At 69.2% G+C, this 14,546-nt stretch carries 5 protein-coding genes, 1 tRNA gene and 1 rRNA gene; 6 read left to right on the forward strand and 1 reads right to left on the reverse strand.

Translation table 11 applies throughout. The features are described from left to right. The first annotated feature begins 144 nt into the window (after positions 1 to 144). Positions 145 to 261, forward strand: a 5S ribosomal RNA gene (gene rrf / locus ACGF2V_RS03890). A gap of 264 nt (positions 262 to 525) precedes the next feature. Then, positions 526 to 598: transfer RNA gene (locus ACGF2V_RS03895), tRNA-Thr, on the forward strand. Positions 599 to 697: 99 nt separating this feature from the next. Here ACGF2V_RS03895 and ACGF2V_RS03900 read toward each other — a convergent pair. Further along, complete coding sequence (locus ACGF2V_RS03900; protein ID WP_362630001.1) at positions 698 to 3,325, reverse strand: SpoIIE family protein phosphatase; 2,628 nt, start codon at positions 3,323 to 3,325, stop codon at positions 698 to 700. 400 nt (positions 3,326 to 3,725) lie between these two features. Between ACGF2V_RS03900 and ACGF2V_RS03905 the strand changes: the two genes are divergently transcribed. The 4 genes from ACGF2V_RS03905 to ACGF2V_RS03920 all read left to right on the forward strand — a co-directional run bounded on the left by ACGF2V_RS03905 (position 3,726) and on the right by ACGF2V_RS03920 (position 14,465). Then, positions 3,726 to 9,182, forward strand: a complete 5,457-nt coding sequence (locus ACGF2V_RS03905; protein ID WP_362708695.1) for a HAMP domain-containing protein — start codon at positions 3,726 to 3,728, stop codon at positions 9,180 to 9,182. Positions 9,183 to 9,423: 241 nt separating this feature from the next. Next, complete coding sequence (locus ACGF2V_RS03910) at positions 9,424 to 10,101, forward strand: response regulator (RefSeq protein WP_362630007.1); 678 nt, start codon at positions 9,424 to 9,426, stop codon at positions 10,099 to 10,101. A gap of 549 nt (positions 10,102 to 10,650) precedes the next feature. Beyond that, complete coding sequence (locus ACGF2V_RS03915; RefSeq protein ID WP_362708698.1) at positions 10,651 to 13,458, forward strand: DNA translocase FtsK; 2,808 nt, start codon at positions 10,651 to 10,653, stop codon at positions 13,456 to 13,458. A 203-nt stretch (positions 13,459 to 13,661) separates the two neighbouring features. Then, positions 13,662 to 14,465, forward strand: coding sequence for a RodZ domain-containing protein (locus tag ACGF2V_RS03920; protein WP_362630013.1), 804 nt, complete (start codon positions 13,662 to 13,664; stop codon positions 14,463 to 14,465). The last annotated feature ends 81 nt before the right edge of the window (positions 14,466 to 14,546 follow it).

Below are 14,546 nucleotides of genomic sequence, written 5' to 3' on the forward strand. Positions count from 1 at the left end.
TTGATAGGCCGGATGTGGAAGCCTGGTAACGGGTGGAGCTGACCGGTACTAATAGGCCGAGGGCTTGTCCTCAGTTGCTCGCGTCCACTGTGTTGGTTCTGAAACAACGAACCGCTGTTTGCTGGTTGATGTGTTTCATAGTGTTTCGGTGGTCATTGCGTTAGGGAAACGCCCGGTTACATTCCGAACCCGGAAGCTAAGCCTTTCAGCGCCGATGGTACTGCAGGGGGGACCCTGTGGGAGAGTAGGTCGCCGCCGAACAGTTTTTGTGGGGAAGCCCCGCACCCTTGTGGTGCGGGGCTTTCTCGCGTTCAAGGCGGGCTGAGGCCGGTTCAGGAGACTGGCCGGCTCGGCCTGCCTCGCTCGGCCGACGGCGCAGCCGGAGGAGCCGACACGGGCCGGGGGGAGGTAGGGCGTTGCCGAGCCTCTGGCAACGGGGTGAGGGGGCATCAGAATCTTCTACGCCAGTGGTTCTGAGCACCCCTGATTTCAGGGTATGATTACATCGTTGCCACAGCGCAGCAGGCCCCAATAGCTCAGTCGGTAGAGCGTCTCCATGGTAAGGAGAAGGTCTGCGGTTCGATTCCGCATTGGGGCTCGGCAAAGGAAAAGGCCCTCACCAATTGGGGAGGGCCTTTCTCGTGTCCACCGACAACGCGCCGGAACAGCGCGGATGCTTCAGCCGTATGACGCGCGGTCAGGCGGTGGGCGGCTCGGGGACGCGCATGGCGAGGATGGCCATGTCGTCGGAGGCCGGTTCGGCGGCGAAGCGCTCGACGGCCCGCAGGATGCGTGCGGCAACCGCGCCGGCCGTCAATCCCGTACATGTGGCCAGGACATCGGCCAGACCGTCGTCGCCGAGCATGCGGGTCCCCTCACGGCGCTCCGTGACGCCGTCCGTCACACACAGCAGGACATCGCCCGGAGCGAGCGTCACCGTCTGCTCGTACAGGTCGAGATCCTCCATGACTCCCAGCAGCGGCTGTGGTTCGGCCGCTGCCTCGACGGAGCCGTCCTGGCGCAGGCGCAGCGGCAGGGGATGACCCGCGCAGACCACCTTCAGGAGAGCGCTGCCGTCCTCCTGCGGCCACAGCTCGCCGTAAAGGAGTGTCAGGAAGCGGCTGCGGGCGCCCTCGTCCAGAATCGCGGCGTTGAGGCGCTCCAGGACCGCCGGACCGCCGAAGCCTTCGCGGGCGAGGAGGCGCAGGGCATGACGGGCGAGGCCCGTGACGGCCGCGGCCTGCGGGCCCGTACCGCAGACGTCGCCGATGGCGAAGCCGTACGCACCGTCGCGGATCGGGAACACGTCGTAGAAGTCGCCACCGACCTCGTTGCCCTCGCCCGCCGCGCGGTAGATGACCTCGATCTCGACATTGGGGACCTCGGGCAGCTCCGGCGGCAGCAGACTCCGCTGAAGCGACTGGCTGATCGCCATGCGCTCGGAGTAGAGGCGGGCGTTGTCCAGGGCGAGCGCGGCACGCCGGGACAGGTCCTCGGCCAGTTCCAGGCTCTCCTGGCGGAAGTGGTCGTCCGCGGGCTTTCCGAGGGTCAGCATGCCGATGACGCGGTTCCGGGCGACGAGCGGCAGGACCACGGTCTCGCCGCCCACCGCGGCCGCGGTGGCGAGCGTCGTACCGATACCGGGGCCCGGACCGCCGGGTTCGGAGAGGCCGAGCGTGCGCATGGAGGTGCGCAGGGCCATCTGATGGGCCGCCTCGGACGGGGCGGGCCAGACGCGGGCGCCGGGTGTCGGCACGGGGTCCGGCGGGGCGATCCTGGAGAGCAGGGCCTTGAGCCCGTCGATGCGTTCCTCGTCCTCGTGCAGCACATAGGAGAGGTACGGGTCCGAGGACTGGTCGGCGATCGTGTAGACGGCGCACCAGGTGGCCAGCGTGGGAACCGTCATCTGCGCCATCAGCGCCAGGGTCTGGTCCCGGTCCAAAGTGCCCGCGAGGAGGTCGGACGCCTCGACGAGGAAGGAGAGCGAACCGCGGCGCAGGCGTTCCAGTTCCCCCAGCCGGGCCGACTCGACGGCCAACGCGATGCGGTCCGCGGCGAACTGGAGACGCAGCGCCTCCTCGTTGGTGTACCGTCCCGCCGCCTCCGCAGCGACGCCGAGCGAGCCGGTGAGACGCCCCTCGACCTTGAGCGGCACGGTGACGACGGAGCGCATGCCCGTGCTTGCGAGCAGCGGGACGGCCCCGGGAACCGTGTCCAGGTCCTCGTGGACGGCGGGCATCCGGGCGGAGCCGTAACGTCCCGTTCCGGCCTCCACCGGAACCCGGGCGAAGCGCTGGCGGGCGGAGGGCAGGCCCGTCGTGGCCCGCACCTCCAGTTCCGTTTCGTCGTCCGTGGCGAGCAGCAGGAACGCCGAATCGGCGTCGAGCATGTCGCGTGCGCGCTCGACCGTGCGCTGGAGGAGGCCGTCGAGGTCTTCGGGGGCGGGGGAGCCGATGAAGACCTCGAACGGGTCCGCCTTGCGGCCCTCGGCGTTCGCGTCGGAGACCGGGGTGCGGGGCGGGGACTGAAGGACGGCGCGTTCGTAGTCGCGCACCAGCAGACAGACCGTGGACGGTTCGCCGTGCGGATCGCGGACCCGCAGGTGGGAGGCGTAGACGGGGATGGTGCGGCCGTCGGCGCCCCGGATGCCGTAGCTGCCCTCCCAGTGCGAGAGCCGCAGGGCCTCGGCGATGCCGGTGTTGGTGCCCGGAGTCTGGGGCCACGCCGTGAAGTCGGTGAGCAGCTTGCCGATGGCCTGGTCCGAGGCGTAACCGAAGAGGAACGTGGCGTCGTCGTTCCAGGCGGTGACACGACCGGTGCCGTCGGTCTGGACGACGGCCACCCGTACCCGTTCGTCGGCGACCGGGAGCAGGCCGACCGGGAGTTGCGGGCCCGCGGAGCGGATGCCCACCGGGCGTTCGGGCAGATGCAGCTGGAACCAGACGTGCTTGTGGGTCGGGGAGTACTCGACGCCCCACCGGGAGGCCAGGCTTGCGCAGAGCAGCAATCCCCGGCCGTTCTCGCGGTCCGGGCCCGCGTGATCCGGTCCCGGGCGCTGGAGCGGGACCTCGCGCTCGGGGTAGTGGTCGGAGACCTCGATCCGGACGCCGTCCTCCGTGCGCAGACAGAGCACGTCCGCCGCGGTGCCGGCGTGGACCACGGCGTTCGTCACGAGTTCGCTGGTGAGGACGACCGCGTCGTCGACGACGTCCGTGTACCCCCAGCCCTGGAGGGTGTCCCGGACGAAGGCGCGGGCCGCCGCGACCGAGCGCCCGACCGGGTCGAAGGTGGCTGCCGCGCGCGCGGTGATCACAGCACTCCCCATGTGGTGTCTCGTCGCTTCCCCGAGTCCTGTGCCCGTTTCTCGCCGCTTCGATTCGCCTGCCAGGCTAGACGCTCGGCCTCGGTACCCGGTACGCGAGGTCCGACTTCGCGCAGGAACGGCCAGGAACAGGCAAGTGAGCGGACAAGTCCGGACTTCCCGACAGGGGCGTGGCGGCAACCGGTGGAGGTCGCGCCCCGACCGGGTCGGGCCTGGTACGTTTCAACGATTTGACGTCCGCATGGTCACCCGTCGACGGTGGGCAGTGGCGGTGAGCCGAAGAGGAACTGGGCAAGCTCCCAGGTAGGACCCGAGCGAAACGGTCAACCCCTGCGGGAGGGACACGGTGGAGTCTGGCGTGGCGGCGCGGCGATCAGGAACGCGCACAAAAGGCGGACATTCCGTGAAAAAACAGCGCAATGGCACCATTGAGGTCGACGCGGCGGCGCTCAACAGACTGCTGGCGGGACTGGTGGCGATGCGCGACGGGAACTTCCGCCGACGCCTGACCGTCTCCGGGGACGGCATGATGGCGGAGATCGCGGCGCTGTTCAACGAGGTCGCCGACCGCAATCTTCACCTCACCGGGGAGCTGGCCCGGGTGCGGCGCGTGGTCGGGCGCGAGGGGAAACTCACCGAGCGGCTGGAGACGGGCGCCTGCGAGGGCTCCTGGGCCGCCGCCATCGATGCCTCCAACGAACTGGTCGACGACCTGGCCCGTCCGGTGTCGGAGGTCGGACGGGTGCTGGCGGCGGTGGCCGACGGCGACCTCGAACAGCGGATGGAGCTGCGGTCGTACACGGCCGAGGGGGCGGTGCGGCCGCTGCGCGGCGAGTTCCTGAAGGTCGCCCGTACGGTCAACAACCTCGTCGACCAGCTCTCGGCGTTCACCGAGCAGGTGACCAGGGTCGCGGTCGAGGTGGGGACTGAGGGCAAGCTGGGCGGGCAGGCCCAGGTGCGCGGGATGTCCGGGTCGTGGAAGGACCTCACCGACTCCGTCAACACCATGGCGTACCGGCTGACCGCCCAGGTGCGGGACATCGCCCTGGTCACGACGGCGGTCGCCAAGGGCGATCTGTCACGGAAGGTCACCGTTCATGTGGCCGGTGAGATGCTCCAGCTGAAGAACACCGTGAACACGATGGTCGATCAGCTGTCGTCGTTCTCCTCCGAGGTGACGCGGGTCGCCCGTGAGGTGGGCACCGAAGGCGAGTTGGGCGGGCAGGCCCAGGTGCCCGGTGTCGCCGGTGTGTGGAAGGACCTCACCGACTCCGTCAACACGATGGCCGGGAACCTGACCTCCCAGGTGCGCGGTATTGCCGAGGTGACCACGGCGGTCGCCAACGGCGACCTCTCGCAGAAGGTGACGGTGAGCGCGCGCGGCGAGGTCGCGCAGCTGGCCGAGACCATCAACCAGATGACCGAGACCCTGCGGACCTTCGCGGACGAGGTGACGCGGGTGGCGAGCGAGATCGGCGGCGAGGGGCTGCTCGGCGGGCAGGCGCAGGTGCCGGGGGCCGCCGGGACCTGGAAGGATCTCACCGATTCGGTGAACACGGTCTTCCGGAACCTGACGACGCAGGTGCGGGACATCGCGCAGGTGACGACGGCGGTGGCCAGCGGCGACCTGTCGCAGAAAGTCACGGTCGACGTGGCCGGGGAGATGCTGGAGCTGAAGAACACCGTCAACACGATGGTCGACCAGTTGCAGTCCTTCGGTTCGGAAGTGACGCGCGTGGCGCGGGAGGTCGGTGTCGAGGGCCGACTGGGCGGGCAGGCCGAGGTGCCGGGCGCGGCGGGCACGTGGAAGGACCTCACCGATTCGGTGAACACCGCGTTCCGGAACCTGACGGGCCAGGTGCGGGACATCGCGCAGGTGACGACCGCGGTCGCCAACGGTGACCTCTCCCAGAAGGTCACGGTCGACGTGGCCGGGGAGATGCTGGAGCTGAAGAACACCGTCAACACGATGGTGGCGCAGCTCTCGTCCTTCGCCGACCAGGTCACGCGGATGGCGCGGGACGTGGGCACGGAGGGCCGGCTGGGCGGTCAGGCACGGGTCGACGGCGTCTCCGGCACCTGGAAGGAGCTCACGGACTCCGTCAACTTCATGGCCGGGAATTTGACGTCCCAGGTGCGCGAGATCGCCCAGGTGACGACGGCGGTGGCGCGGGGCGATCTGTCGCAGAAGATCGACGTGGACGCCCGGGGCGAGATCCTGGAGCTGAAGAACACCATCAACACCATGGTCGACCAGCTCTCCGCCTTCGCCGACCAGGTGACCCGGGTGGCCCGCGAGGTGGGCACGGACGGGCGGCTCGGAGGTCAGGCCCAGGTGCCCGGTGTGGCCGGTGTGTGGCGCGATCTGACCGACTCGGTGAACGGCATGGCCGGTAACCTCACCGACCAGGTCCGCAGCATCGCCCAGGTCGCCACGGCGGTGGCGCGGGGCGATCTGTCGCAGAAGATCGACGTGGACGCCCGGGGCGAGATCCTGGAGCTGAAGAACACCCTGAACACGATGGTGGACCAGCTCTCGAACTTCGCCGAGCAGGTGACACGGGTCGCCCGTGAGGTGGGTACGGAGGGCATCCTCGGCGGCCAGGCCGAGGTGCAGGGCGTGTCCGGTACGTGGAAGGACCTCACCCAGTCCGTCAACGGCATGGCGAACAATCTGACCCTCCAGGTCCGCAACATCGCAGAGGTCACCACCGCGGTCGCCAACGGCGACCTCTCCAAGAAGATCACGGTCGACGCCAAGGGCGAGATCCTCGAACTGGTCACGACCGTCAACACCATGGTCGACCAGCTGCTCAACTTCGCCGACGAGGTGACGCGGGTGGCCCGTGAGGTGGGCACGGAGGGCATCCTCGGCGGCCAGGCGCGGGTGCGTGGTGCGACCGGCATCTGGAAGGACCTCAGCGACAACGTCAACCTGATGGCCAACAACCTGACCAGCCAGGTGCGGAACATCTCCCGGGTGTCGTCCGCGGTCGCCAACGGTGACCTGACGAAGAAGGTCACCGTCGAGGCGCGCGGAGAGGTCGCCGAACTCGCCGACACCGTCAACACGATGGTGACGACGCTGTCCTCGTTCGCCGACGAGGTGACGCGGGTGGCCCGCGAGGTGGGCACGGAGGGCGAACTCGGCGGTCAGGCGCGCGTGCCGGGCGTGTCCGGTACGTGGAAGGACCTCACCGAGTCCGTGAACTCGATGGCGTCCAACCTGACGGGCCAGGTGCGGCAGATCGCGGCTGTCACCACGGCCATCGCCAAGGGCGACCTCACGAAGAAGATCGACATCGACGCCCGGGGCGAGATCCTGGAGCTCAAGGACACCATCAACACGATGGTCGACCAGCTGTCCTCGTTCGCCGAGCAGGTGACCCGAGTGGCCCGCGAGGTGGGTACGGAGGGGCAGTTGGGCGGTCAGGCACGGGTCCGGGACGTCGACGGCACCTGGCGTGATCTCACTGAATCGGTGAACGAGATGGCCGGCAACCTCACCCGCCAGGTCCGGGCCATCGCGGCGGTCGCCACCGCCGTGACCCGGGGCGACCTCAACCTCAAGGTCGACGTGGACGCGGCCGGTGAGATCCAGGCGCTGCAGGACAACATCAACACGATGATCGCCAACCTGCGCGACACCACGGCCACCAACAAGGAACAGGACTGGCTCAAGGGCAACCTCGCCCGGATCTCCGGCCTGATGCAGGGCCGACGCGATCTGGACGACGTGGCCTCGCTGATCATGAGCGAGCTGACGCCGGTCGTCTCCGCGCAGCATGGCGCGTTCTTCCTGGCCATGCCGACCGGGGACACCGATACGGTGGGGGTGGACGGCGACCAGGACGGTTCGTACGAGCTGCGCATGAGGGGCAGCTACGGATACTCGGCCGGGTCGATGCCGACCTCCTTCCGCCCCGGTGAGACGCTCATCGGGACGGCGGCGGAGGAGAAGCGGACCATTCAGGTGGACAACGTCCCGCCGGGGTATCTGAAGATCTCCTCCGGGCTCGGCGAGGCGCCTCCCGCGCATGTGATCGTGCTGCCGGTGCTGTTCGAGGGCAAGGTCCTCGGCGTGATCGAACTGGCCTCGTTCCAGCCGTTCACCCAGATCCAGCGGGACTTCCTCAACCAGCTCGCCGAAATGATCGCGACGAGCGTCAACACCATCAGCGTCAATACGAAGACCGAGAAGCTCCTCGAGCAGTCGCAGGAACTGGCCCAGCAATTGCGGGACCGCTCCAAGGAGTTGGAGAACCGGCAGAAGGCCCTTCAGGCATCCAATGCCGAACTCGAGGACAAGGCCGAGCTGTTGGCCCGGCAGAACCGCGACATCGAGGTCAAGAACACCGAGATCGAGGATGCCCGGCAGGTCCTGGAGGAACGCGCCGAACAGCTCGCGGTCTCCATGCGCTACAAGTCCGAGTTCCTGGCGAACATGTCGCACGAGCTGCGCACTCCGCTCAACTCACTGCTCATTCTCGCCAAGTTGCTCGCGGACAACGCGGAGGGCAATCTCTCGCCGAAGCAGGTGGAGTTCGCCGAGACGATCCACGGGGCCGGTTCCGATCTGCTGCAGCTGATCAACGACATCCTCGATCTCACGAAGGTCGAGGCGGGCAAGATGGACGTCAGCCCGACCCGGATCGCGCTGGTCCAGCTCGTCGACTACGTGGAGGCGACGTTCCGGCCGCTCACCGCGGAGAAGGGGCTCGATTTCTCCGTACGGGTCTCTCCGGAACTGCCCGCAACGCTGCACACGGACGAACAGCGATTGCTCCAAGTGCTGCGCAACCTCCTTTCCAACGCGGTGAAGTTCACCGACAGCGGAGCGGTCGAGCTGGTGATCCGGCTCGCCGCCGACGACGTGCCGCACGCCATTCGCGAGCAGCTCCTGGAGGCCGGCTCGCTGCGTGACGCCGATGCCGATCTGATCGCCTTCTCGGTCACCGACACCGGTATCGGTATCGCGGCGAGCAAGATGCTGGTCATCTTCGAGGCGTTCAAGCAGGCGGACGGCACGACCAGCCGCAAGTACGGCGGCACGGGTCTGGGGCTGTCCATCAGCCGGGAGATCGCCCGGCTGCTGGGCGGTGAGATCCACGCGGCGAGTGAGCCGGGCCGCGGTTCGACGTTCACGCTGTATCTGCCGCTGCACCCGACCGAGCCGTCGCAACCGGCTTTCCCGCAGCATGGCCCGGAGGACGCCGAGGTACCCGACGCGGCGGTCGAGGAGACGCCGCTCGCGCAGGCCGCTCCGGGTGCCGAGCCGATGGACGCCGAGCACGATCCGGCCGGTTTCGGTGGCGTTCCGGCCGCCTCGGGTGCCGCCGGGCCGGCCCGGAACCGTCACACGGCCCTGGGCGGCACAGGGCGGCAGCCCGCGCTGCCGTCCCGCGCCTCCGCCGCTGCCACCGGACAGGAATCGTGGGCTCCCGGCGTCGCGGAGGAGACGGAGGTCCGCAGACCGTTCCGGTTCCACGGCGAGAAGGTGCTGATCGTCGACGACGACATCCGTAACGTCTTCGCACTCACCAGCGTCCTGGAGCAGCACGGTCTGTCGGTGCTGTACGCCGAGAACGGCCGTGTCGGCATCGAAGTCCTGGAACAACACGACGATGTGACGGTCGTACTGATGGACATCATGATGCCGGAGATGGATGGCTATGCCACGACGGCGGCGATCCGTCGGATGCCGCAGTTCGCCGGGCTGCCGATCGTCGCGCTGACCGCGAAAGCCATGAAGGGCGACCGGGAAAAGGCGATCGAATCCGGTGCTTCCGACTATGTCACCAAGCCTGTTGATCCCGATCATCTCCTTTCTGTAATGGAGCAATGGATGCGCGGAGAGTGATCATTAGGCGGCGGGAATTGCGGCGCTTTCATGATCGACTGCGCTCCCGCCGCGGCGAGGCCCGCGAGGGGAACCTTCGCGTCTGTCGCCGCGTTTTCGCTGTGTGCACAGTGACATCGCGGTGACAGGGTGTGGTGACGGGCGGGGTGCGGCTACCATGACCGGCACAAGGACGGACGGCGTAAGGGAGTCGTCCCCCGGGGCGGCGCCCGGTGCAATTCCGGGGCGAGGAGGACGGGCCATGGTGCAGAAGGCCAAGATCCTCCTGGTCGATGACCGGCCGGAGAATCTGCTGGCGCTGGAGGCCATCCTCTCTGCGCTCGATCAGACACTGGTACGGGCATCGTCAGGGGAGGAAGCGCTCAAAGCGCTGCTCACGGACGACTTCGCGGTCATTCTGCTGGACGTCCAGATGCCTGGGATGGACGGTTTCGAAACCGCAGCGCACATCAAGCGGCGGGAACGGACCCGGGACATCCCGATCATCTTCCTCACCGCGATCAATCACGGACCGCACCACACCTTCAGGGGCTACGCGGCGGGCGCGGTGGACTACATCTCGAAGCCGTTCGACCCATGGGTGCTGCGGGCGAAGGTCTCGGTCTTCGTCGAGCTGTACACGAAGAACTGCAAGCTGCGCGAGCAGGCGGCTCTGCTGCGGCTCCAGTTGGAGGGCGACGCCGAAGGAGGCACGGGCCACGACGGCGAGCCCGCCGGACTGCTGGCCGAGCTCTCGGCACGGCTCGCCGCCGTCGAGGAGCAGGCCGAAGCGCTCTCCAAGCAGCTCGACGACGAGTCGGCGGACGCCGCGGCCGTGGCCACCGCCGCCCATTTGGAACGCAAGCTGACCGGCCTGCGCCGGGCGCTCGACGCGCTGGAGCCGGGCACCGGGAGCGGGACGGCCGCCCTTCCCTCGTAGCGGCCCGGCCCCGAGAGCTGGTGCCGCTCCCACAACGCTTGCCCCGTCGCGCCGTCGGCACTTCCCCAGCTCTCGGCTTCGTTCGGGCAGGGGAGACCCCATCGGAGGCGCTTCTGGCCGCCTTGCGATGGCACGCGCCTGAGGACGCTCCTTGCGGGCAAACGTTGCCGGTCACGGCACCCGTGGGGAGCGAGGCCCCGTCGCGGGGGAGCGTGTCCACACGATCGGCCGTGGAGTGGATCCGCCGCCGGGCCGGGGCTCGGCGGGGCAGGGCGCGGTGCACGGAGACGCGGGGGCCGGCCACCCCGGGCGGACGGCTCCTCGGCCCGGGAGCGGGGCATGAGACGATCCCGGCCGGGTTACGGGCGATGGCCCCGACGCTCGTCCAACTGCCGCACCTTTTCGCTCCCTCGACGACCCGTCACGGTGCGTGCCCCGCCGTGCGGTGGCGTGAGGACACGTCAGTTTCCGGCCTCCGCCCGGCGACACGGTCGGGTGAAGCGGCAGGCACACGTGTTCACGGCCGTCGACACCGGTAACCTCGGCATCATGGCCTCACGTACGTCCGGCAAGGGTTCCCAGGGCACGGCGGGCACCGCGAAGCGCGTCGGTCGTACCGCGGGGCCCGTCAAGAAGGCCGCGCCGGCCAAGAAAGCCGCGCCCGCCAGAAAGCCCGCCGCGAAGAAGACAGCGCCCGCGAAGAAAGCGCCCGCGAAGAAGCCCGCCGCCAAGAAGGCGGCGGCGAGGAAGGCGGCCGCGCCCCGACCGGCACCGTCGCCCACCGGCGGCGTGTACCGCCTGGCGCGCGCCGTCTGGCTCGGTGCCGCGCGCGCCGTCGGAGCGATGTTCCGCGGCGTAGGACGCGGCGCCAGGGAACTCGATCCCGCGCACCGCAAGGACGGCATCGCTCTGCTCCTGCTCGGCCTGGCGCTCGTCGTCGCCGCGGGCACCTGGTCCAACCTGCGCGGTCCCGTCGGCGACCTCGTGGAGATGCTCGTCACCGGGGCCTTCGGCCGTCTCGATCTGCTCGTCCCGATACTGCTCGGTGCCATCGCCGTACGACTGATCCGCTACCCGGAGCGGCCCGAGGCCAACGGCCGCATCGTCATCGGGCTCTCCGCCCTGGTCGTCGGCGTGCTGGGGCAGGTCCACATCGCGTGCGGATCGCCCGGCCGGGGCGAGGGCACGACGGCGATGCAGGACGCGGGCGGGCTGATCGGCTGGGCGGCGTCCACACCGCTGATCCACACGATGGGCGAGGTCCTCGCCGTACCGTTGCTGCTCCTCCTCACTGTCTTCGGGCTGCTCGTCGTCACCGCCACCCCGGTCAACGCCATTCCGCAACGGCTGCGTCTGCTCGGCACCAAGCTGGGCATCCTGGATCCGCCGTACGATCCCGCGGAGGACGAGGAGAGCGACGACGAGCGCTACGAGGAGCAGTGGCGCGAGGCATTGCCGGCCCGCTCCCGCCGTTCCTCCGCGCGTCGCTCCGAGGCGTCCCAGGAGTACGGCGCCGAGCAGGCGGAGGCGCTCTCCAGGCGCCGTGGTCCGCGCAGGCCCTCCGCACAGCCCGCGACGCACCGCACCATGGACCCGGTGGACGTCGCCGCGGCGGCGGCTGCCGCGCTCGACGGGGCCGTGCTCAACGGCATGCCTCCCTCGCCGGTCGTCGCCGACCTCACCCAGGGCGTCGCCGTCGAGCGCGATCGCCCGGCGCCGCCGGTCCCGGGCGCCCGGGAGAGCGAGCCCGCCACCGGGGGAGGGAAGCGGGTGAAGGCGGCGGCGGTGTCGGGCAGCGTGCCCGACCTGACGAAGCCCGCGCCCGACCGGTCGCAGTCCGAGCCGCTGCCGGCCCGCGCCGAACAGCTCCAGCTGTCCGGCGACATCACCTACGCGCTGCCCTCGCTCGACCTGTTGGAGCGCGGCGGGCCCGGCAAGACCCGCAGTGCCGCCAACGACGCGATCGTCGCGGCCCTGACCAACGTCTTCACCGAGTTCAAGGTCGACGCCGCGGTCACGGGCTTCACCCGGGGCCCGACGGTCACCCGCTACGAGGTGGAGCTCGGCCCGGCGGTGAAGGTCGAGCGGATCACGGCGCTCGCCAAGAACATCGCGTACGCCGTCGCCAGCCCGGATGTGCGGATCATCTCCCCGATCCCGGGGAAGTCGGCCGTGGGCATCGAGATCCCCAACAGCGACCGCGAGATGGTCAACCTCGGTGACGTGCTGCGCCTCGCCGACGCCGCCGAGGACGACCACCCGATGCTGGTCGCGCTCGGCAAGGACGTCGAGGGCGGCTACGTGATGGCCAACCTGGCGAAGATGCCGCACGTGCTGGTGGCCGGTGCCACCGGGTCCGGCAAGTCGTCCTGCATCAACTGCCTGATCACCTCGATCATGGTGCGGGCGACCCCGGAGGACGTCCGCATGGTGCTGGTCGACCCCAAGCGCGTCGAGCTGACCGCGTACGAAGGCATCCCGCACCTGATCACGCCGATCATCACCAACCCCAAGCGGGCCGCCGAGGCCCTCCAGTGGGTCGTACGGGAGATGGACCTCCGCTACGACGACCTCGCAGCCTTCGGCTACCGGCACATCGACGACTTCAACCAGGCCGTGCGCGACGGGAAGGTCAAACCGCCGGAGGGCAGCGAGCGCGAACTCGCGCCGTACCCGTATCTGCTCGTGATCGTCGACGAACTCGCCGACCTGATGATGGTCGCCCCGCGCGATGTGGAGGACGCCATCGTCCGCATCACCCAACTGGCCCGCGCCGCCGGCATCCATCTGGTGCTCGCCACCCAGCGGCCCTCGGTCGACGTCGTCACGGGTCTGATCAAGGCGAACGTGCCCTCGCGGCTCGCCTTCGCGACGTCGTCGCTGGCCGACAGCCGCGTCATCCTCGATCAGCCCGGCGCCGAGAAGCTCATCGGGAAGGGTGACGGACTGTTCCTGCCCATGGGGGCCAACAAACCCACCCGTATGCAGGGGGCCTTCGTCACCGAGGACGAGGTCGCGGCCGTCGTCCAGCACTGCAAGGATCAGATGGCGCCGGTCTTCCGCGACGACGTGGTGGTCGGCACCGGCAAGAAGAAGGAGATCGACGAGGACATCGGCGACGACCTGGACCTGCTCTGCCAGGCCGCCGAACTGGTCGTCTCCACCCAGTTCGGGTCCACTTCGATGCTGCAGCGCAAGCTGAGGGTCGGCTTCGCCAAGGCCGGACGGCTGATGGATCTGATGGAGTCGCGGAACATCGTGGGACCGAGCGAGGGATCCAAGGCCCGGGACGTCCTGGTGAAACCCGACGAGCTGGACGGGGTGTTGGCGCTGATCCGCGGGGAACCCGCCTCGTAGGTGAAGCGCGGGCAACCGTTTCGCCGGGTCGTACGTCAAGTTGAGGGGAGGAGGGCAGGATGGTTCTTCCCGGGGCGGCCCGGCGCGTCGGACGGCGTTCGAGTCCGATGGCGTACAAAGTCCTTCCTCCCGGTTGCCCCACTCTTTCGTACCCCCCCTAGACTGAACACCCAGCAGGTGGCTCACGCTCGAAAGGCGCCCCCGTGTCCATCGGCAACTCTCCCGAAGACGACCGGCCTTCGATCGGTCGAGTGCTTCAGCAGGCTCGTATCGCCGCAGGTCTCACGGTCGAAGAAATCAGTACGTCCACGCGGGTGCGCATCCCCATCGTGCACGCGATCGAAGAGGGCGACTTCTCCCGCTGCGGCGGCGACGTGTACGCGCGAGGCCACATCCGCGCGCTGGCACGTGCCGTCCACATCGACCCGGAACCGCTGGTCGCGCAGTACGACGACGAGCACGGCGGCCGCCCGGCACCCACATCCGCGGCTCCGCTGTTCGAGGCCGAGCGCATTCGGTCCGAACCCCGCCGCCCCAACTGGACGGCCGCCATGGTCGCGGCGATCGTCGTCGTGATCGGCTTCGTCGGCTTCACGGTCGTCAAGGGCGGCAACGGCGACGCCCCGACGGCCACGCAGGTCGCGGAGGGTGCGACCGCCAATACGGAGAGCCCCCGGCCCAAGGCCGGCAAGACTGCGGACCCCAAGCCGGAGACCTCCGACAGCGCCATCGCCGCGGCCCCCCGGGACAAGGTGACGGTGAAGCTCAGCGCCAGCCAGGGCAAGAGCTGGATTTCCGCCAAGGACCACAACGGGCGGCTGCTCTTCGACGGTCTGCTGCTCCAGGGCCAGTCCAAGACCTTCCAGGATCGGGAGCGGATCGACCTCGTCCTCGGCGACGCCGGGTCCATCGAGCTCTACGTGAACGGCAAGAAGGTCGAGGACAAGTTCCAGCCGGGCCAGGTCGAGCGGCTCTCGTACACGAAGGGCGACCCGGCGGTCGGCTGACGTGCGGCTCCGGACGGCTCCGGCAAAGGCGGCGGGTGCCCGGCGATCGTGCCGGGCACCCGCCGCCTTCGTCGCCGGACA

This window comes from Streptomyces sp. NPDC047982, assembly GCF_043204165.1.
Classification (GTDB): domain Bacteria; phylum Actinomycetota; class Actinomycetes; order Streptomycetales; family Streptomycetaceae; genus Streptomyces.

Coding starts and splice junctions, on each gene's coding strand:
- ACGF2V_RS03910 (WP_362630007.1), top strand. CDS start 9,424: ATGGTGCAGAAGGCCAAGATCCTCCTGGTCGATGACCGGCCGGAGAAT.
- ACGF2V_RS03900 (WP_362630001.1), bottom strand. CDS start 3,325: ATGGGGAGTGCTGTGATCACCGCGCGCGCGGCAGCCACCTTCGACCCG.
- ACGF2V_RS03915 (WP_362708698.1), top strand. CDS start 10,651: ATGGCCTCACGTACGTCCGGCAAGGGTTCCCAGGGCACGGCGGGCACC.